20 protein-coding genes are annotated in these 19346 nt (G+C 71.6%); 8 read left to right on the top strand and 12 right to left on the bottom strand.

From position 1 onward, the window contains the following. Window positions 1-5 precede the first annotated feature (5 nt). Genes ACYVJ3_RS06915 through ACYVJ3_RS06900 form a run of 4 tightly spaced genes read right to left on the bottom strand, consistent with a single transcriptional unit; the run spans window position 6 to window position 2843 of the window. A complete protein-coding gene (locus ACYVJ3_RS06915) occupies window positions 6-404 on the bottom strand; it encodes a DUF4190 domain-containing protein (RefSeq protein WP_460851942.1) in 399 nt (132 codons plus the stop codon). Beyond that, entirely contained in the window at window positions 401-1519 is a 1119-nt protein-coding gene (locus ACYVJ3_RS06910) for an SPFH domain-containing protein (protein WP_460851940.1), read from the bottom strand. Before ACYVJ3_RS06910 ends, ACYVJ3_RS06915 begins: the two co-directional genes overlap by 4 nt. Continuing rightward, the gene (locus ACYVJ3_RS06905) at window positions 1519-1992 is read right to left on the bottom strand and encodes an NfeD family protein (protein ID WP_460851938.1); all 474 of its coding nucleotides are present in this window, start codon (window positions 1990-1992) and stop codon (window positions 1519-1521) included. The genes ACYVJ3_RS06910 and ACYVJ3_RS06905 overlap by 1 nt, the downstream gene beginning before the upstream one ends. 56 nt (window positions 1993-2048) lie before the next feature. Next, window positions 2049-2843, bottom strand: a complete 795-nt coding sequence (locus ACYVJ3_RS06900; protein ID WP_460851936.1) for an ABC transporter ATP-binding protein — start codon at window positions 2841-2843, stop codon at window positions 2049-2051. Between the two features lie 31 nt (window positions 2844-2874). Between ACYVJ3_RS06900 and ACYVJ3_RS06895 the strand changes: the two genes are divergently transcribed. Beyond that, window positions 2875-3627, top strand: coding sequence for a hypothetical protein (locus ACYVJ3_RS06895; RefSeq protein ID WP_460851934.1), 753 nt, complete (start codon window positions 2875-2877; stop codon window positions 3625-3627). Beyond that, window positions 3624-4826 carry a phosphoserine phosphatase SerB gene (serB, locus tag ACYVJ3_RS06890; RefSeq protein WP_460851932.1) on the top strand — a complete coding sequence of 401 codons (1203 nt, stop codon included), beginning with the start codon at window positions 3624-3626 and terminating at the stop codon, window positions 4824-4826. The genes ACYVJ3_RS06895 and serB overlap by 4 nt, the downstream gene beginning before the upstream one ends. Before the next feature lie 115 nt (window positions 4827-4941). On the opposite strand, the gene ACYVJ3_RS06885 is transcribed toward serB, so the two are convergent. Then, complete coding sequence (locus ACYVJ3_RS06885; protein WP_460851930.1) at window positions 4942-5451, bottom strand: SixA phosphatase family protein; 510 nt, start codon at window positions 5449-5451, stop codon at window positions 4942-4944. A 7-nt stretch (window positions 5452-5458) separates the two neighbouring features. Continuing rightward, window positions 5459-5674 (bottom strand): dodecin, encoded by a 216-nt coding sequence (locus ACYVJ3_RS06880; RefSeq protein WP_460851929.1) that lies wholly within the window; start codon window positions 5672-5674, stop codon window positions 5459-5461. A gap of 55 nt (window positions 5675-5729) precedes the next feature. On the opposite strand from ACYVJ3_RS06880, the gene ACYVJ3_RS06875 reads away from it, so the two are divergent. Further along, window positions 5730-6065 carry a DUF3099 domain-containing protein gene (locus ACYVJ3_RS06875; protein WP_460851927.1) on the top strand — a complete coding sequence of 112 codons (336 nt, stop codon included), beginning with the start codon at window positions 5730-5732 and terminating at the stop codon, window positions 6063-6065. Further along, complete coding sequence (locus tag ACYVJ3_RS06870; protein WP_460851925.1) at window positions 6055-6246, top strand: acetone carboxylase; 192 nt, start codon at window positions 6055-6057, stop codon at window positions 6244-6246. The genes ACYVJ3_RS06875 and ACYVJ3_RS06870 overlap by 11 nt, the downstream gene beginning before the upstream one ends. A gap of 1 nt (window position 6247) precedes the next feature. Here ACYVJ3_RS06870 and moaA read toward each other — a convergent pair whose 3' ends face one another. Next, a complete protein-coding gene (gene moaA, locus ACYVJ3_RS06865; protein WP_460851923.1) occupies window positions 6248-7243 on the bottom strand; it encodes a GTP 3',8-cyclase MoaA in 996 nt (331 codons plus the stop codon). A 36-nt stretch (window positions 7244-7279) separates the two neighbouring features. On the opposite strand from moaA, the gene ACYVJ3_RS06860 reads away from it, so the two are divergent. Further along, window positions 7280-8113 carry an SURF1 family cytochrome oxidase biogenesis protein gene (locus tag ACYVJ3_RS06860; RefSeq protein WP_460851921.1) on the top strand — a complete coding sequence of 278 codons (834 nt, stop codon included), beginning with the start codon at window positions 7280-7282 and terminating at the stop codon, window positions 8111-8113. A 4-nt stretch (window positions 8114-8117) separates the two neighbouring features. Here ACYVJ3_RS06860 and ACYVJ3_RS06855 read toward each other — a convergent pair whose 3' ends face one another. The 3 genes from ACYVJ3_RS06855 to glpK are packed head-to-tail and all read right to left on the bottom strand — an operon-like array spanning window position 8118 to window position 12244. Next, entirely contained in the window at window positions 8118-8888 is a 771-nt protein-coding gene (locus ACYVJ3_RS06855; RefSeq protein ID WP_460851920.1) for an SDR family oxidoreductase, read from the bottom strand. A 52-nt stretch (window positions 8889-8940) separates the two neighbouring features. Beyond that, a complete protein-coding gene (locus ACYVJ3_RS06850) occupies window positions 8941-10683 on the bottom strand; it encodes a glycerol-3-phosphate dehydrogenase/oxidase (RefSeq protein ID WP_460851918.1) in 1743 nt (580 codons plus the stop codon). A 34-nt stretch (window positions 10684-10717) separates the two neighbouring features. Next, complete coding sequence (gene glpK, locus ACYVJ3_RS06845) at window positions 10718-12244, bottom strand: glycerol kinase GlpK (RefSeq protein ID WP_460851917.1); 1527 nt, start codon at window positions 12242-12244, stop codon at window positions 10718-10720. A gap of 31 nt (window positions 12245-12275) precedes the next feature. On the opposite strand from glpK, the gene ACYVJ3_RS06840 reads away from it, so the two are divergent. Beyond that, window positions 12276-13001 (top strand): ABC transporter ATP-binding protein, encoded by a 726-nt coding sequence (locus ACYVJ3_RS06840; RefSeq protein ID WP_460851916.1) that lies wholly within the window; start codon window positions 12276-12278, stop codon window positions 12999-13001. Window positions 13002-13007: 6 nt separating this feature from the next. After that, a complete protein-coding gene (locus tag ACYVJ3_RS06835; protein WP_460851915.1) occupies window positions 13008-15560 on the top strand; it encodes an ABC transporter permease in 2553 nt (850 codons plus the stop codon). Between the two features lie 17 nt (window positions 15561-15577). Here ACYVJ3_RS06835 and ypfJ read toward each other — a convergent pair whose 3' ends face one another. Next, the gene (gene ypfJ / locus ACYVJ3_RS06830) at window positions 15578-16588 is read right to left on the bottom strand and encodes a KPN_02809 family neutral zinc metallopeptidase (protein ID WP_460851914.1); all 1011 of its coding nucleotides are present in this window, start codon (window positions 16586-16588) and stop codon (window positions 15578-15580) included. 95 nt (window positions 16589-16683) lie between these two features. On the opposite strand from ypfJ, the gene ACYVJ3_RS06825 reads away from it, so the two are divergent. Continuing rightward, entirely contained in the window at window positions 16684-18282 is a 1599-nt protein-coding gene (locus ACYVJ3_RS06825) for an ABC-F family ATP-binding cassette domain-containing protein (RefSeq protein ID WP_460851912.1), read from the top strand. Window positions 18283-18414: 132 nt separating this feature from the next. Here ACYVJ3_RS06825 and ACYVJ3_RS06820 read toward each other — a convergent pair whose 3' ends face one another. After that, window positions 18415-19320 carry a phosphotransferase gene (locus ACYVJ3_RS06820; RefSeq protein WP_460851910.1) on the bottom strand — a complete coding sequence of 302 codons (906 nt, stop codon included), beginning with the start codon at window positions 19318-19320 and terminating at the stop codon, window positions 18415-18417. Window positions 19321-19346: the final 26 nt, after the last annotated feature.

Below are 19346 nucleotides of genomic sequence, written 5' to 3'. Positions count from 1 at the left end.
CCAGGTCAGGATGTCGCCGACAGGTCGCGGTAGATGTTCGGCAGGTGACCGATGACCATCACGATCAGGACGAAGAACACGACGGCCAGGACACCGAGCACGAAGCTGAACCAGCCGATGACGATGCCGGCGGTCGCCAGGCCGCTGCCGCCCTCACCGGTACGCCGGATCTGGCTGTCGGCGACGTGGCCCATGATCGCGCCGACCAGGCCCAGGACGCAGGCGAGGCCGCAGGTCGCGAAGCCGGCGAGCATCGCCAGGATGCTCGAGACCATCGAGGCGATCGCGAGACCGTTGGTGGACGCGGGGCCGGGCGGAGGTGGCGGCGGAGCGCCGTACGGCTGATAGCTCGGGTAACGCTGCCCCTCGCCGTCCGGCAGGCTGCCGTACGGAGGTGTGCTCACTCCGGTGCCGGTCCTTCGTCACCCTCCTCGGGGGCGTAGGGCTCGACCGGCGGGACGTCCTCACGACCGGGGTGGGCGGCCGACTCGGCCTCCGCGATCGCCTGGGCGACGGCGGCCCGGGTCGACTCGACCTCGGCGTCGGTCTGGGCGACCTCGGGCTCGGTCGGTCCGGTCTCGACGCGAACGCGCGGGCCGTCGACCTTCTGGGGCACGCCGGGGATCTCACCGAACGTCGTACCGAGGCCCTTGAGCGCCTCGCCGAACTCGCTCGGGATGATCCACATCTTGTTGGACTCGCCGTTGGCGAGCTTCGGCATCATCTGGAGGTACTGGTAGGACAGCAACGCCTGGTCGGGGCGCCCGTCGTGGATCGCCTGGAAGACCGTCTGGATGGCCTGGCCCTCGCCCTGCGCGCGCAGGATCTGCGACTCGCGCTCGCCCTGGGCCGCGAGGATGCGGGCCTCCTTGTTGCCCTCGGCGGTCAGGATCGCCGACTGCTTGCCACCCTCGGCGGTGAGGATCGCGGACTGGCGCTGGCCCTCGGCGGTCAGGATGACCGCGCGCTTGTCGCGGTCGGCGCGCATCTGCTTCTCCATGGCGTCCTTGATGGAGGCCGGCGGGTCGATGCTCTTGACCTCGACGCGGTTGACGCGGATGCCCCACTTGCCGGTCGCCTCGTCCAGCACGCCGCGCAGGCCGTTGTTGACCTGGTCACGGCTGGTCAGGGTCTGCTCGAGGTCCATGCCGCCGACGATGTTGCGCAGCGTGGTCATGGTGAGCTGCTCGATGGCCGAGATGTAGTTCGCGATCTCGTACGTCGCCGCGACGGGGTCGGTGACCCGGAAGTAGATGACCGTGTCGATGTCGACCGACAGGTTGTCCTCGGTGATCACCGGCTGCGGCGGGAAGCCGACGACCTGCTCACGCAGGTCGATCAGGTAGCGCACCTTGTCGATGAACGGCACGACGAAGTTCAGGCCCGCGGGGAGCGTCTCCTTGTACTTGCCGAAGCGCTCGACGATGCCGGCCCGTGCCTGGGGCACGACGCGCACGGTCTTGGTCAGCACGATGATGACGAACAGGAAGACGATCGCCAGCAGGACCAGATAGATCATCAGATCTCCTTGTTGCTCGGGGTTTGAGCGGGATCGATCACGGCGCGGACATGGGCGGTCGCGCCCCGGATCTCGATCACCTCGACGGTCGCCCCGGCGGGGATGTCGGCGTCGGCACTCGCCGACCAGACCTCGCCGTCCATGGCGACCCGGCCGACCTGGAGCGGCCCGATCGGCTCGCGGACCTCGCCACGCATGCCGATCAGCCGGTCGTTGCCCATCCGGATGTCCGCGCCGCGCTGGAGGCGGCGGGCCAGCGACGGACGGACGACGGCCAGCATGGCAACGGCCACGACGGCGGCGACGATGCCCTGCACGATCCACGAGCCGCTCAGGATCGCGGCCGTCATCCCGGCGATCGCACCGACCGCCAGCATCGCCATGATCAGGTCGAGCGTGACCATCTCCCCGATGAGGAGGAGGATCGCGACGCCGAGCCAGACCTCCCAGTGATGGTCCTGCAGCCACTCCATGATCGGAGCCTATCCGCGCTGCGAAGCGGCCAAACGGGTGCGGCGCACCAACCGGCTCAGCTGCGGTGGCTGCGCCGGCGCGCGGACCACCGGCCATCGCGGTGGGACAGCTCGAGCGGCATGCCGAACGTGGTCGAGAGGTTGTCGGCGGTCAGGGTCTCCGCGAGCGGTCCGGCCGCCACGACCGAGCCCTGGCGCAGCATCAGCACGTGGGTGAAGCCGGGCGGGATCTCCTCGACGTGGTGCGAGACGACGACCGTCGCCGGGGCGTCCGGGTCCATGGCGAGGACCGACAGCGTGGACACGAGGTCCTCACGTCCACCGAGGTCGAGGCCCGCGGCAGGCTCGTCGAGCAGCAGCAGCTCCGGGTCGGTCATCAACGCACGGGCGATCTGCACCCGCTTGCGCTCGCCCTCGGACAGCGTGCCGAAGGTGCGGTCGGCGAGCTTCTCGATGCCGACCTCGCGCATGAGGTCGTTGGCGCGGCCGTGGTCGAGGTCGTCGTACTCCTCGTTCCACCGACCCAGCACGGCGTACGACGCCGAGACGATCAGGTCCCGAACGGTCTCGTCGCGCGGGATCCGCTCGGCGATCGCGGCGCTGGTGACGCCGATGCGCGGACGCAGCTCGAACAGGTCGACCGTCCCGATCAGCTCGCCGAGCACGCCGACGGCGCCACCCGACGGGTGGATCTGCGCGCTGGCGATCTGCATCAGCGTGGTCTTGCCTGCGCCGTTGGCACCGAGGATGACCCAGCGCTCGCCCTCCCGGACGATCCAGCTCACGCGGTCGAGCAGATCGGCCCCGCCGCGACGGACGCTGACCTCGGCGAGCTCCAGGACCGCAGACATGTCCGCAACCCTACTAAGGTCTCGCGTCGAGATGACGGACCGAAACAGCCTGTACGCCGCACTTCCCGTGTCAGCGCGGCTCGCGTGGTGGGGCACGGCCTGGTTGCGCGGCGCGATCGGGCCCGACGACCTGCTCGACGCCGTCGTCGCCGACGACGTCACCCACGTGGTCGTCGGCGGCGTCACCGGTCTCATCCCCTACCTCGCGGCGCAACGCGACGCCGGCGCCCACGCGATCGCCGCCTCGTTCCCCGCTCCGGGCGATCCGGTCGGGCTCCGCGGGCCCGCACCGTTGACCGCCGCGGCGCTGGAGGCGGGCGAGGCCGCGCTGCTGCTCGGATCGGGCACCGGCCTGGTGCCGGCCGGCGTCGGCAGGGTGGTCGAGTGGACGGCGTACGACGCAGCGCGGCGGCCGCCGCCGGACCTCGGTGAGGCCGACCGGGCGCTGCGGTCGGCGGTGCTCGAGGTGGCGAACGCGCTGGCCCGGCTCGACGTCGCGCGCTGGCGCCCGGAGATCGCCGACGAGCTGATCGACCTCAGGGCGCGCGAGCCACTCGCACCGCCGCCCGGGATCCCCGAGCGCTGCCTGGACCTGGCAGGCCGCGCGCTGCACCTGTGGCGGGTGCTGGACCTCGCCGCCGACGACATCGGCGCCGCGGTGAGCGCGGTGGAGATCACCCGGCGCCAGGAAGCGCTCCGGCCGCTGGCGCATGCCGTGCGTCTCGCACTGACGGCAGCGTTCTCCCCGGACGGCTGGCCGGGCGATACCGTGGGCCCGCGATGAACGACACCCTGCTGATCTCCGTCACCGGCAAGGACCGCCCCGGCGTCACCTCCGCGATCTTCGACGTCCTGGCGCACGCCGGCGTCGCCGTGGTCGACATCGAGCAGATCCTGGTACGCCGACGCCTCGTGCTCGCAGTGCTGGTCACCGCGCCGCGCGACAGCAAGAGGCTGCGCGCCACGATCGAGACGGCAATGGCCGAGCTCGGCATGTCGGTCGAGATCGAGCAGGGGTCGGGCGACAACACCGCTCGCGCCGGAGGGCGCTCGCACGTGACCGTGATCGGTGCCCCGCTCAGGGCGGCCGCGATGAGCGCGATCGCCGGGCGGATCGCCGACGCCGGCGGCAACATCGACAAGATCGAGCGGATGGCGCGCTACCCCGTGACCGCCATCGAGCTCGACGTCTCCGGCATCGACCCCGCCGTGCTGCGCGTCGACCTGGCCAAGGAGGCGGCCCGGCAGGGCATCGACGTCGCCGTGCAGCCGGCGTCCCTGCTGCGGCACGGCCAGCGCCTGATCGTGATGGACGTCGACTCGACCCTGATCGAGGGCGAGGTCATCGAGATGCTCGCCGAGCACGCCGGGTACGGCGCCGAGGTCGCCGAGGTGACCGAGCGCGCGATGGCAGGCGAGATCGACTTCGCCGAGTCGCTGCGCCAGCGGGTCGCCTGTCTCAAGGGGCTCGATGCATCGGTGCTCGACGAGGTGTACGACCAGATCGTGGTGAACCCCGGCGCCCGGACGCTGGTCCGCACCCTGCGCCGGCTCGGCTACCGCTTCGCCATCGTCTCCGGCGGCTTCTCCCAGATCACCGATCGGCTGGCCCAGGACCTCGGCATCCATCGCGCCCGCGCCAACACCCTCGAGATCGTCGACGGCCGGCTGACCGGCGACGTGGTCGGCGAGATCGTCGACCGGGCCGGGAAGGCCCGCGCGCTGCGGGAGTTCGCGGCCGACCTCGGCATCCCGGTCGAGGCCACCATCGCCATCGGTGACGGCGCCAACGACCTGGACATGCTCGACGCGGCTGGGCTCGGCGTCGCCTACAACGCGCGCCCCGTGGTCCGCGAGGCCGCCGACACCACCTTGAACGTGCCCTACCTCGACTCGATCATGTACCTCCTCGGCATCCGCCGTGAGGAGATCGAGGCGGCCGACGCCGCTGCCGGGTTCGTGACGCCTGCTCCGCCGGTCTGAGGCCTGCAGGTTTCCCAAGGGATGCAGGGAAACCCGCACATCCCCATGGTTGTAACGCTTGGGGAGTGCAGGTTTCCCTGCATCCCTTGGGAAACCTGCAGCAGCCTCGCGTGACTCAGCCGCGCCCCACGTGGAACGCCCGCGGCGTACCGGACATCTCGGCGACCTCGGACCACGGGACGGCGACGTCGAAGACCGTGACGGCGCAGGTGGGATAGCCGATCAGGAGGCTCTCGGACACCTCGGGAGGGCCCTCGCCGTCGGAGACGAGCTGGGCCAGGATCTCCACGGTCGGGTTGTGGCCGATGACGACCACGGTGTCCACCGACGCGTCGGTGAGGTTGATCAGCTCGAGGACACCGGTCTCGTCGGTGCCGTACAGCGCCTGGTCGTACGCCGGCTCGAGGTCCCAGCCGGCTGCCTCGGCGAGCGCCGTCCAGGTGCCGCGGGTCCGCGCGGCGGCGGAGACGTACGCCGCTCCCGGGACCACGCCCTGCGCTGCGAGCCAACGGCCCGCCTCGGCTGCGTCGGCCCGGCCGCGATCGGTCAGCTCACGCTCGAAGTCGCCGCCACCGGCGTACGGCTCGGCCTTGGCGTGCCGGATGACGACGAGCGTGCGCGCCACGGTCGGACTACTCGTCGTCCTCGAGACGGAAGCCGATCTTGAGACCGACCTGGAAGTGCTCGACGGCACCGTCCTTGACCTGGCCGCGGACCTGCGTCATCTCGAACCAGTCGATGTGGCGCAGCGTCTGGCCCGCGCGCTCGATGCCGTTGCGGATGGCCTGGTCGATCCCCTCGGGAGAGGTTCCGACGATCTCGGTGACGCGGTAGGTGCGGTTCGACATGTCCCGGAGCCTACTCGCGCGTCCCGGGCGCCGACACGCGCCGTAGGATCCAAGCATGGCGCGATCCGACTCATCCGACGCGATCCGGATCACCACGGCCGGCAGCGGCCCCGCGGCCGACCTGGCCCGCCGGCAGCGGCGCTACCTGATCTCGATGTCCTTCCGCGCCCTGTGCTTCGTGGGCGCGGTCATCGCCGGGGCCAACCACGTCAACTGGCTGTGGCCGATCCTGATCCTGCTGGCGCTGGTCCTGCCGTACGTCGCGGTGGTGATGGCCAACGCCAGCGACTCCCGCGAGACCACGATGGGCCTGGTCGGCGGGATGTCGCCGCACAAGGAGCTCGCTCCCGAGGATGAGCCCGGCGAGACCGAGGGCACCGATGGAGCCTGACGTCTGCTCGGCCAGGGGCTGCCGAGCGCCGGCCACCTGGCAGCTGCTCTGGAACAACCCCAAGCTGCACACCCCCGACCGTCGCAAGACGTGGCTGGCGTGCGACGAGCACCGGGGCTCGCTGGAGACGTTCCTGGGTGCGCGCGGCTTCCTCAAGGAGACCGTCCCGCACCTCGCCTGAGCTACCCGCCGATCGCCGACATCGGCCGGTCGGGCTGGAGGAAGGTCACGTCGTCGATCCCGTGGCCGGCCGCCTTGCCGAGCATGGCCGTGCGCCAGCGGGAGGCGAGCTCGTCGTCGGAGGCACCGGCCCGCAGCGGCGTACGGAGGTCGGACTCGGCGCGGGCGAAGAGGCAGTCGCGGACCTGGCCGTCGGCCGTGAGCCGGACGCGGTCGCAGTCGCCGCAGAAGGGGCGGGTGACCGAGGCGATCACGCCGACGGTGGCCGGGCCTCCGTCGACGGCGAACAGCTCGGCCGGAGCGCTCCCGCGCGGCTCCGACGCCGGCGTCAGCGAGAACACCGACGACAGCGACGCGAAGATCTCGTCGGCGGTGATCATCGTCGCGCGATCCCAGCCGTGCTGGGCGTCGAGCGGCATCTGCTCGATGAAGCGCAGCTGGTAGCCGCGGTCCAGGCACCACTGCAGCAGCTCGGGCGCCTGGTCGTCGTTGGTGCCGCGGATCAGCACGGCGTTGACCTTGACCGGTCCGAGCCCGGCCGCCTCGGCAGCAGCCAGACCGGCGACCACGTCGGCCAGCCGGTCACGGCGCGTCAGCTCGGCGAAGGTCGAGGACCGGACCGAGTCGAGCGAGACGTTGACCCGGTTGAGACCTGCCTCTGCCAGCGAGGCTGCCATCTTGTCGAGCCCCAGGCCGTTCGTGGTCACCGACATCTCGACGTCGGCCGAGAGCTCCCGGACGCGGCGCACGATGTCGACCAGGCCGCGGCGTACGAGCGGCTCACCTCCGGTGAAGCGCACCTCGCGCACCCCCAGCGAACCGACGGCCACGCCGATCAGCCGGACGATCTCGTCGTCGGTGAGCTGCTCGGAGGCGGGCATCCACTCCAGGCCCTCCGGCGGCATGCAGTAGGTGCAGCGCAGGTTGCAGCGGTCGGTCAGCGAGACACGCAGATCGGTCGCGACTCGACCGAAACGGTCCACCAGATCGCCCTGCATGCGGCCAGTCTAGGTGCGCGCCCTACCGTTGTGGCCGTGACGTCGCACGATGGCCCGCAGAGCTGGCGCTTCCTCCTCTCCCGGCGCTGGGTGCTCTTCTTCCTGGCCGTGATCCTGCTCGGCTACGGCTGCTGGTGGCTCGGCGAGTGGCAGTTCCACCGCCTCGAGAACCGCAAGCACGAGAACGCGACGATCCGCGCCAACTACGAGCAGTCCCCCGTGCCGGTGGGCGACGTGCTCTCCCCGAACCACACCGTCGCCGACGACGACGAGTGGAAGGTCGTCACCGCCACCGGGACCTACGACGCCGCCGACACGATCATCGTCCGCTACCGCAGCAACGACGACGGCGATCCGGGCGTCGACGTCGCCGTCCCGCTGAAGACGGCCGACGGCACCTCGCTGCTGGTCGACCGCGGGTGGCTGCACACCAGCTCCGACGTACCGGCGCCGTCCGAGGTCCCCGCTCCCCCGTCCGGCACCGTCACCGTGACCGGCTGGATCCGCCAGGACTGGTCGGGCACCAGCACGACGGTGAGCAACCACTCCGTCCGCGCGCTCTCGGGCAAGGTGATCGGGCAGGCGCTCGGCCTCCCGATGTACGACGGGTTCCTGCAGCTCAAGTCCGAGGACCCGAAGCCGGCCACGGCGCTCTCCCCCAACGACCTGCCCGACCTGGGCAACGGGCCGCACTTCTTCTACGGCCTGCAGTGGTGGTTCTTCGGGATCCTGGCCGCCGGCGGCTTCGGCTACCTGGCCTGGGACGAGCGGCACCACGGCGACCGTGGCGAGCGCCGGCGCGCGGCCGCGGCCGCGATGGACGCCGAGACCGAGCGCGGCCGAGCCGCCGGTCGGCGTACCGACGCCTGAGGCCTCACAGGCCGCGCGACATCCCGCCGTCCACCGGCAGCATCACGCCGGAGAGGAACGACGACGCGGGCGACAGCGCGAAGGCCGCGACGCGGCCGAACTCCTCGGGCCGGCCGTAGCGGCGCAGCGGGATCTGCGCCTCGTGGCGCGCGCGGGTGGCGGCCGGGTCGTCGGTGCTCGCGTCGAGCTCGGCGACGCGGCCGGTCGCGATCCGTCCCGGGAGCAGCGCGTTCACGCGCACGCCGTTCGGGCCGAGCTCGTCGGCGAGGCCCTTCGCCACCATGCCGAGACCCGGCCGCAGGCCGTTGCTGATCGCCAGGTTGTCGATCGGCTGCTTGACGCTGGTGGAGAGCACGAACGCCAGGGCACCGCCCTCGCCCAGCACGGACCCGATCTCACGGCCGAGGCGTACCGCACCGAGGAACACCGAGCCGAACGCGGCGGTCCAGTCCTCGTCCGGCGTCTCCAGCAGCCGGCCCGCCGGTGGTCCGCCGACGCTGATCAGCGCGCCGTCCAGGCGGCCCCACTTGTCGCGCGCCGCCGCGATGAGCGCCGCAGGGGTGGCGGGGTCGGCGTTGTCGGCAGGTACGCCGATCGCGACGTCCTCGCCGGTCGCCTCGACGAGCGCGATCACCGTGTCGGCCAGGGCCTCGGTGTCGCGACCCGAGACGACGACCCGCGCGCCCTCGGCGACCAGCGCCTCGGCCGTGGCGCGGCCCAGGCCGCGCGAGCCGCCGGTGACGATGTAGACGCGGTCGCGGAGCTGGAGATCCATGGGGCCGAGCCTAGGGGGTTGGTTTCGACACGCGGCCCGCTGGCGCTCGCCGCTACTCGACCAACGAAGGGGCGTGGGTGACGGGTACGACGTCCGGGGCACCCTTGCGAGCTGCGTCGGCGGTGAGGTCGTCCGGCTGGCGCTGGCTCTCCCGCTCGGCCTCGATCCGCTTGACGTAGTGCTGGAGCTCGCGGGTGTGCTGGGCCGAGTCCCAGCCGAGGTGGCCGCGCACCAGGTCCGCGACGTACGGCGCCGCGGCGACCCCGCGGTCGAAGGTCTCGATGGAGATCCGGAGCCGGCGGGTGAGGACGTCGTCGAGGTGGCGGGCGCCCTCGTGGGTGACGGCGTACACCGCCTCGGCCTGGAGGTAGTCCTCGGCGCCGGGCAGCGGCTCCTTGAGGTCGGGCTCGGCGGCGATCAGGTCGAGGAGCTCGAGGGTGAGCGAGCCGTAGCGCTCCAGGAGGTGCTCGATCCGGTTGACCGCCAGCCCGGAGGTCACCGCGAGGGAGCGACGCTGGTTCCACAGCGCCTGGTAGCCGTCGGCACCGACCAGCGGCACGTCCTCGGTGACACAGGGGCCGACCGAGCGACCGAGCAGCGACTCCAGGCCGTGCACGGCCTCGTCGACGGCGTCGGCGGCCATCACGCGGTAGGTCGTGTACTTGCCGCCGGCCACCACGACCAGCCCGGGCACCGCGTGGGCGACGGCGTGCTCGCGCGACAGCTTCGACGTCGCGGCGCTCTCGCCGGAGAGCAGGGGCCGGAGACCGGCGTACACGCCCTCGACGTCGTCGCGGGTGAGCGGCACCTCGAGGTGGGCGTTGACCTGCTTGAGGAGGTAGTCGATGTCCTTGGAGCTCGCAGCCGGGTGGTCCTTGGAGAGCTCCCAGTCGGTGTCGGTGGTGCCGATGATCCAGTGGCGCTTCCACGGGATCACGAAGAGGACCGAGGTCTCGGTGCGCAGGATCAGCCCGGTCTCGCCGCGGATGCGGTCGCGCGGGACGACGAGGTGGATGCCCTTGGAGGCACGGACGTGGAACTGCCCCCGCTCACGTGCCATCGCCTGGGTCTCGTCGGTCCACACGCCCGTCGCGTTGATGACCTGCGAGGCCCGGATCTCGAACTCGCGGCCGGTCTCCAGGTCGACGACTCGGGCGCCGACGACGCGCTCGCTCTCCTTGAGCAGCTTGACGACACGGGTGCGCGAGGCGACGGCGGCGCCGTACGTCGCGGCGGTGCGGGCCAGGAACATGGTGTGCCGGGCGTCGTCGACCTGGGCGTCGTAGTAGCGGATCGCCCCGACCAGCGCGTCCTTGCGCAGGCTCGGGAACATCTTGCGGGCGCCGTGGCGGGTCAGGTGCTTGTGGACCGGCGTGGACTGGCCGTAGCCGCTCGCCTTGGACATGGCGTCGTAGAGCGCGACGCCGCTGCCGGCGTACCACCGCTCCCAGCCCCGGCCGGTCAGCGGGTAGAGGAACGGCACCGGCCGCACCAGATGCGGGGCGAGCCGCTGCATGAGCAGGCCGCGCTCCTTGAGCGCCTCGGCGACGAGGCGGAAGTCCATCATCTCCAGGTAGCGCAGGCCGCCGTGGATCAGCTTGGAGCTGCGCGAGGACGTGCCGGAGGCGAAGTCACGCGCCTCGACCAGGCCGACGTTGAGCCCACGGGTCGCGGCATCGAGTGCGCAGCCGCTGCCGACGACGCCACCGCCGATGACGAGCACGTCGAGGTGCTGGCTCTCGAGCTTCTTCAACGCGCTGCTGCGCGCCCGCGGTGAGAGTGCGGCAGGTTGCATGGGTTCCCCCTGGTGGTCGGGCGTGGCCGACGCGTCAGTCGATCTCGACCCAGCCGAGCGTGCGCTCGACCGCCTTCTTCCATTGTGCGTACCCCTGGGCACGCTGTACGTCGTTCCACCGAGGCTGCCACCGAGCACCCTCGGCCCAGTTGGCGCGGAGCTCGTCGGTGGAGGCCCAGAAGCCCACGCTCAGCCCCGCCGCATAGGCGGCGCCCAGCGCCGTCGTCTCCGGCACCTGCGGCCGGCTGACGTCGACGCCGAGGATGTCGGCCTGGATCTGCATGCAGAGCTCGTTGGCGGTGACTCCCCCGTCGACCTTGAGCGTCTCCAGGCGTACGCCGGAGTCGGCGCACATCGCGTCGACGACGTCCTTGCTCTGGTAGCAGATCGCCTCGAGGGTGGCCCGGGCGACGTGCGCCTTGGTGTTGAACCGGCTCAGGCCGACGATGGCCCCGCGCGCGTCGCTGCGCCAGTGGGGCGCGAACAGGCCGGAGAAAGCCGGCACGAAGCAGACGCCGCCGTTGTCCTCCACGCTCGCCGCCAGGGGCTCGGTCTCCGCCGCCTCGTGGATGATCCCGAGCTGGTCGCGCAGCCACTGGACGGCCGAGCCGGTCACCGCGATCGAGCCCTCGAGCGCGTAGACGCACGGCTCGTCGCCGAGCTGGTACGCCGGGGTCGTGAGCAGTCCGTGCGTGGACCGCACGATGCTCGTGCCCGTGTTCAGGAGCAGGAAGTTGCCGGTGCCGTAGGTGTTCTTGGCCTCGCCCGGCGCGAAGCAGACCTGGCCGACGGTCGCTGCCTGCTGGTCGCCGAGGATGCCCGTGATCGGGATCTCGCCCTCGAACGGGCCGTCCTTGCGGGTGGTCCCGAACGGCCCCCTGCTCCCGGCGGAGGACTCGCGGATCTGCGGCAGCATCGCCCGCGGGACACCGAAGATCGCGAGGAGCTCGTCGTCCCAGTCGAGCGTCTCGAGGTCCATCAGCATCGTGCGGCTGGCGTTGGTGACGTCGGTGAGGTGCACGCCCCCGTCCACCCCACCCGTGAGGTGCCAGAGCAGCCACGTGTCCGGCGTACCGAACAGCGCGTCGCCGTTCTCGGCCTTCTCGCGCACTCCGTCGACGTTCTCCAGCAGCCACTGCAGCTTGCCGCCGGAGAAGTACGGCGCGGGCGGCAGCCCGGCCTTGTGCCGGATCACGTCACCGCGGCCGTCGCGGTCGAGGGCGGCGACGATGGAGTCCGAGCGGGTGTCCTGCCAGACGATCGCTGTGTGCAGCGGGCGGCCGGTGTTGCGGTCCCACACGATCGTGGTCTCGCGCTGGTTGGTGATGCCGATGGCGGCGAGGTCGCTCGCCTGGAGCTTGGCCTTGGCCAGCGTGCTGCGGATGACCGCGACGGTCCGCTCCCAGATCTCGATCGGGTTGTGCTCCACCCACCCGGCCCTCGGCAGGATCTGCTCGTGCTCGAGCTGGTGGCGCGCCACCTCCGCGCCCGCGTGGTCGAACACCATGAAGCGGGTGCTCGTGGTCCCCTGGTCGATCGCTCCGACGTACTGCGCAGCCATAGACGGAACCTTGCCATGGCAGGCTGGGATTGTGACGTCAGTCCAGCTCGCCGCGCGCGCCCAGGGTGTCTCCAAGTCGTACGGCGGCGCCGGGGCCGAGGTGCGCGCGCTCGACGACGTCTCGCTCTCGATCGCCGCCGGTGGGTTCACCGCGATCATGGGGCCCTCGGGCTCGGGGAAGTCGACGCTGATGCACTGCCTCGCCGGCCTGGACACACCGGACGCCGGTGTCGTCGAGATCGCCGGGCGATCGCTGGCCGCGATGGGCGACAAGCAGCTGACGATGCTGCGACGCGACCAGGTCGGCTTCGTCTTCCAGTCCTTCAACCTGGTCCCGACGCTGACCGCCGAGGAGAACATCCGGCTGCCGCTGCAGCTCGCCGGGCACCGCGCCGACGGCGACTGGTTCACGACCGTCGTCTCGGCCCTGGGGATCGCGGATCGGCTCGGTCACCGGCCGGCCCAGCTCTCCGGCGGCCAGCAGCAGCGGGTCGCCTGCGCCCGGGCCCTGCTCGCCAAGCCGGCGATCGTCTTCGCCGACGAGCCGACCGGCAACCTGGACACCGCGGCCGGTGCCGAGGTCCTGGGGTTCCTGCGCCGCGCCGTCGACGAGCTCGGCCAGACGGTGGTGATGGTGACGCACGACCCCGTCGCGGCGGCGTACTGCGACCGCGTGGTGGTGCTGCGTGACGGCCGGATCGTCGACGACCTCGTCTCGCCCTCGCGCGACGAGGTCCTCGCGCACCTGGCGCGCTGAGGTCCGATGATCGCGTTCACCCTGCGCGCGCTGCGCGCACGTCCGTGGCGCCTCGCGATGAGCACGCTCGCGGTGACGCTGGCGGTCGGGTTCGTGGCCGGTGTGCTCACCTTCGGTCACGGCCTGTCGACCAGCTTCCACACGCTCGTCACGGGCTCGACACCCGACGCGGTCGTGCGCGCGGACTACGCCAAGGGGCTCACCGAGAGCGCTCAGCCGACGACCCTCGACGCCGCGCTCGTACGTCGCCTCGCGGCCCTGCCGGAGGTGGCTCGGGCCGACGGCGAGGTGCAGGCGACCGGGCTGACCGTGCTGGCCTCCGACGGCCACGCGCTCGGGGGCGCCGGTGGTCCGACGATCGCCGTCGGCCACGACGACGCCCCGAACATGGACGGTCGGCCGATGCTCGACCTCGGCTCGGGCCGCTGGCCGGCCGGGCCCCATGAGGTCGTGCTCGACGCCGACGCGACCAAGGCGGGCGGCTACCGGCTCGGCGACGCGGTGAAGGTGCTGATGCCGGGCGGCGCACAGCCCGAACGGTTGACGCTGGTCGGCACGGCCACGTTCTCCGGAGGAGGTACGGCGGGCTCGACGCTGGTCGTGCTGAGCACGCCGGCGGCCCAGCACTGGCTGTTGGGCGGCAAGCGGGTGTTCACCCGGATCGCCCTCACTGCCGCGCCGGGCGTCACCCAGTCACAGCTCGTCGCAGCCGCCTCCCCGCGGGTTCCCGCGGGCTATCTCGCCGTGTCGGGTGACACCGTCGCCCAGCAGGCCCAGGACCTGATCGGAGGCTTCCTCGATGCGATCTCGGCCTTCCTGCTGATCTTCGCGGTCATCGCCGTCGTCGTCGCGGCGTTCATCATCGCCAACGCGTTCACGATCCTGGTCGCCCAGCGCACCCGCGAGCTCGCGCTGCTGCGGGCGCTCGGCGCGTCCCGGCGCCAGGTCGTCGCGTCCGTGGAGGTCGAGGCGTCGATCGTCGGGGTGGTGGCGTCCGTCCTCGGCGTCGCGCTCGGATGGGTGCTCGCCCGCGTGCTAGCCGCGGCGTTCGCGGCACTCGGCCTGCACATCACCACGTCCACGCTGGTGCTCACGCCCGGATCGGTCGTCGCCGGGTTCGCGGTCGGCATCGGCATGACCCTGTGCGCGGCGTACGTCCCGGCCCGGAGGGCCGGCCGGATCGCACCTCTGGCCGCCATCCGGAACGAGTCGGCACCTCCCGCACGTGCCTCGATCGGCCGGAGCCTCCTCGGCGCCGGCGCCCTGCTCGCCGGGATCGGCTGTGTGGCCATCGGCTTCGCCGGCCTGCACCCGCAGCCCGGCTCACCGGCGCTGTGGGTGGGCTTCGCCGCGGTGCTGTGGCTGGTCGGCGCGGCAGCCCTGGTCCCCCTCGCCGTCGGACCGCTCCTGTGGCTCTGCCGGATCGTGTGGTCGCGCCTGTTCGGTACGCCGGGCCGGCTGGCCGCCGACAACGCCCGCCGGGACCCGCGGCGGACGGGCGCGACGGCATCGGCCCTGATGATCGGCCTCGCCCTGGTCTCCACCATCGCCGTCCTGGCCGCCTCGCTGAACGCCACCATCGCGCGCAGCGTCGACCAGCACTTCAGCTCCGACTTCCGCATCGAGGGCGCGAACCACAAGGCCTTCCCCGTCGCGGTCGGCGACCGGGTGGCCGCCGTGGCAGGGGTCGCCGTCGTCTCGCGCGAGCAGGACGTACCGGTCAACTACGTCGCCGCCGGGAAGGCCGGCTGGACCATCGGCGCCGGCGTCGACGACCACTACGACGCGACGCACGGCGTCCAGGTCCTGTCGGCGGTGCCGGTGCCGGGGCCCCTCTCCGTCCGTGTCACCGCGAGCTTCGCGCAGAGCACCCACCTGCGCGCGGGCGACGACCTGGGCCTGGTCGTCGGGTCCCACCGGGTGAAGGTGCGGATCGCCGCCGTCGTCAGCGGCCACGACGTCACCGCCCAGGTCCTGGTGCCGCTGCGGGCGATCACCGCCGCCGGCGTACCGCGTCAGGACAGCGCGCTCACCGTCGTGATGAAGCCCGGCGCCGACCCCGCGCGGGTGCGCGACGCGCTCGAAGCCGCCACGGAGGCCACGCCGTACGTCGCGGTCTTCGACAAGCACCAGTTCACCGAGCAGCTGCACAAGCGCGTCGACAACCTGATGAACATGATCTACGGCCTGCTCGCGCTGGCGATCGTGATCGCGGTGCTCGGCATCGTGAACACGCTCGGCCTCAGCATCCTGGAGCGCACCCGCGAGATCGGCCTGCTGCGGGCGGTCGGCATGACCCGCGCGCAGGTACGCCGGATGGTGACCCTCGAGTCGATCGCGATCGCGCTCGTGGGCGCACTGATCGGCATCGGGCTCGGCGTGGTCGTCGGCGTCCTGCTGCGCCAGGCCCTCGCCGACGACCTGACGGCGCTCGGGGTGCCGATCGGCGGCCTCGTCGGCTTCGCCGGCGTCGCCGTGGTCATCGGTGTGCTCGCGGCCGTCGGGCCGGCCATCCGGGCCGGCCGGATGGACCCGCTCTCAGCGGCCGCCGACGAGTGAGGACACAGGTCGGGGGATCAGCCGATCGAGGTCGGGTCGTCCAGGTTCTGGGCGTGGAAGGTGTCGCAGGCGCCGAGGTCGCCGGAGGAGTCCTGGTAGCCGGTCTGGAACCACGCCATCCGCTGCTTGGAGGTGCCGTGGGTGAAGGAATTCGGGTCGACGCTGCCACCCATCTTCTGCTCGATGTAGTCGTCGCCGACGTGCCCGGCGGCGTCGATCGCGGCCTTGATGTCGTCCTGCGTGATCTCACTGTAAAGCGCCTGTCCGTCGGCATCCTTCGTGTTCACCGCGGCGCTGGCCCACATGCCGGCATAGCAGTCGGCCTGCAGCTCGAGCCGGACCGAGTCGCTGTCGGGACCCTTCTGGGTGCGCACGTTGTTGATCGTGCCGAGCAGGTCCTGGATGTGGTGGCCGTACTCGTGGGCAACGACGTAGGCCCGGACGAAGCTCGTCGCGTCACCGGCGTCGATCCCGATCTGAGGCGCAACGGAGTTGTAGAAGTTCTCATCGAGGTAGATGTTGCCGTCGCCGGAGCAGTAGAACGGCCCGACATCTGTGGTCGCCGTTCCACACCCACCCGTGCTCACCGAACCGGAGAAGGTCACCAGCTTGTTCTCGGGCTGGAACTGCACCTTCTTCGCGAGCGACGGCTGGTGGGACCAGTAGTCGTACAGCGAGTTCTCCACAGCGACGAGCGCGCACTCGATCGAGTTGTTCGCGTCCTGTCCGGTCTGGCACTGGGCGTAGTCGCCGCTGTAGCCACCCTGCGACGACACCGTCGTCCCGTGTTGCGTCAGAGAGCTGCGCGCTACGCCTGCGCCTCCGCCGCCCCCGAACACCTGGATCGCGATCCAGATGATCGCGACGACGAGGCCGAGGCCACCGCCGATGTGAGGGAGTCCGATGCCTCCGCCACCACCACCGGGGAGGCCGGGGAAGCCGCCGCCCATGCCGCCACCACCACCGCCCCCACCGGCGTTCTGCATGCGGGACGTGTCGAGCCGAGCCTTCGGGTTGAACCGCGCCATGAGCGGCACTGTAGGGCACGTTCGCGGCCGCGGGGAGTACGCCGGTGCTCCGGGATGTGTGTCGGGCACGCTCCCCGTGGGACGATCGACCCCTCATGATCACCGTGCACCAGCTCGAGGTCCGGGTCGGTGCCCGCCTCCTCATGGAGAACGTCAGCTTCCGCGTCGGCCCCGGCGACAAGGTCGGTCTGGTGGGGCGCAACGGCGCCGGCAAGACCACTCTCACCAAGGTCCTGGCGGGCGACCTGGAGCCCGCGGGCGGAACCGTCAACAGCACCGGCGAGCTCGGCTACCTCCCGCAGGACCCGCGGGTCGGCGACCCCGAGGTGATGGTCCGCGACCGGATTCTCTCCGCGCGAGGGCTCGACGACGCCGTACGCCGGATGCGGGCGGCCGAGGAGCAGATGGCCTCCCCGGAGCCGAAGGTCCACGACAAGGGCATGCGCCGCTTCGCGCGGGCGCTGGACGAGTTCGAGGCCGGTGGCGGCTATGCCGCCGAGTCCGAGGCCAAGCAGATCGCGAACGCGCTCGGTCTTCCCGAGCGGCTCTGGGAGCAGCAGCTCAAGACCCTGTCGGGTGGTCAGCGTCGTCGTGTCGAGCTGGTCCGGATCCTGTTCAGCCAGGCCGAGATCCTGGTCCTCGACGAGCCCACCAACCACCTCGACGCCGACTCGATCGCCTGGTTGCGCGAGTGGATGAAGACCTACAGCGGCGGCTTCATCGTGATCTCCCACGACAACGCGCTGCTCGAGGAGACCGTCAACAAGGTCTTCCACCTCGACGCCAACCGAGGTGTCGTCGACATCTACAACATGGGCTGGAAGCACTACCTCAACCAGCGCGAGACCGACGAGGCGCGCCGCAAGCGCGAGTCGATGAACGCGCAGAACAAGGCCAAGACGCTCACCGACCAGGCCAACAAGATGAAGGCCCGTGCGTCGGGCGCGTCGGCCGCGCAGTCGATGCTCAAGCGCGCCGAGAAGCTGATGGTCGGCATCGAGGGCGAGCGCCAGAGCGACAAGGTCGCCGCGATCAAGTTCCCGACCCCGGCGCCGTGCGGCAAGACGCCGCTCACGGCCCACGACCTGTCCCGCTCGTACGGCGCCCTCGAGGTCTTCACCGCCGTCGACCTGGCCATCGACAAGGGCTCGCGGGTGGTCATCCTGGGCCTGAACGGTGCGGGCAAGACCACGATGCTGCGCATCCTGGCCGGCGTCGACGAGCCGGACACCGGCGAGGTCGTGGCCGGTCACGGCCTGAAGGTCGGCTACTACGCCCAGGAGCACGAGACGCTCGACGTCAAGCGCACGGTCCTGGAGAACATGCAGTCGGCGGCGCCGAACCTGACCGACACCGAGGCCCGCTCGGTCCTCGGCTCGTTCCTCTTCAGCGGCGACGACGCCCACAAGCCCGCCGGCGTGCTGTCCGGCGGTGAGAAGACCCGCCTCGCGCTGGCCTCGCTCGTCGTCTCGCAGGCGAACGTGCTGCTGCTCGACGAGCCCACCAACAACCTCGACCCGGCCTCCCGCGAGGAGGTCCTCAACGCGATCCGCCGCTACGAGGGCGCGATCATCCTGGTCACCCACGACGAGGGCGCCGTGCACGCCCTCGAGCCCGACCGGGTCCTGATCCTCCCCGACGGCGTCGAGGACCTCTGGTCCGCCGACTACGCCGAGCTGATCGAGCTCGCCTAGCCCGCGCTCCGGCGCGCGACCACGTGCTCGCGCGCATCGGGCGAGAGGACACCACCTTGTCCGACCTCACTCACTTGTGAGTGAGGTCGGACAAGGTCGTGGTCGAGGAGCTCGGCGCCGCCCTCGAGCAGCTCAGACCTTGAGCAGGGCCTCCATCAGCGGGAACGTCCGCTGCAGCGTGCGGAGGTGGGGCGCGACGGCCGGGTGGCGGTACTTCGAGGCGAGCGCGCCCTCTCCCCCGGCGACGCGGGCGAGGGCCCACTCGGCACGGGTCAGGGCGGTGTAGACGGCCACGACCTGGGCGCCGAGCACCACGTCGTCGTACGACGCGAGCCCCTTGGGCAGGCCGAGCAGGTAGGCGTCGAGCAGCGGCTCGAACTCCTCGCGGGCCGACAGCGAGAGGTAGCCGAGGTCCCCGCCGACCGGGCCCGTGCCGAGCGTCCCCCAGTCGATGGCGATGGCGTCGTCGCCCTCGCGGCCGGGCAGGTTCGCGGCGGTCGGGTCGCCGTGCTGCGGGACCTGCGGGAGCGCCTCGGCCAGGTCGAGCAGGCGCTCGCGCTGGCGCCAGAGGTGGTCGGCGACGTCGGCGACGGTCGTGCGCGCCAGCACCTGCCAGCCGCCCGCCCGAGCGACCCGGGTGAGCCGGTCGCGCAGCAGGTGGCGGGCCAGGAACATCGGACGTGGCAGGTCCGCGCCGGCGAAGCGGCCGAGGGACAGCGACAGGAACAGGCCGCTCGAGCAGGCGTCCTCGGTCCAGTCGCGGGTGATGGTGACGCCCTCGGAGTCCTCCTCGATCGACGCCGGGCCTGCCCGGAGCCCGGGCGTGCCCGAGGTCAGCCCGGTCAGCAGCACGTCGGCCTCACGCCGCCAGTAGCCGACCTGATCGGGCTCCCCCAGCTCCGCCGGGTCGCCCGCGACCGGCGCGGCGAGGCGCTTGATGACCACCGGACGGTCACCCATGGCCGCCCGCCACACACCCACGGTGGACGTTCCCGTGCCACCGGGAAGCGCCACCCACTCGGGCTCGGGCTGCCACATGACTCGGAAACTAGCGCACCGCAGGC

Source organism: Nocardioides montaniterrae, from assembly GCF_054782655.1.
This window is presented reverse-complemented; position numbering and strand designations above follow the sequence as displayed.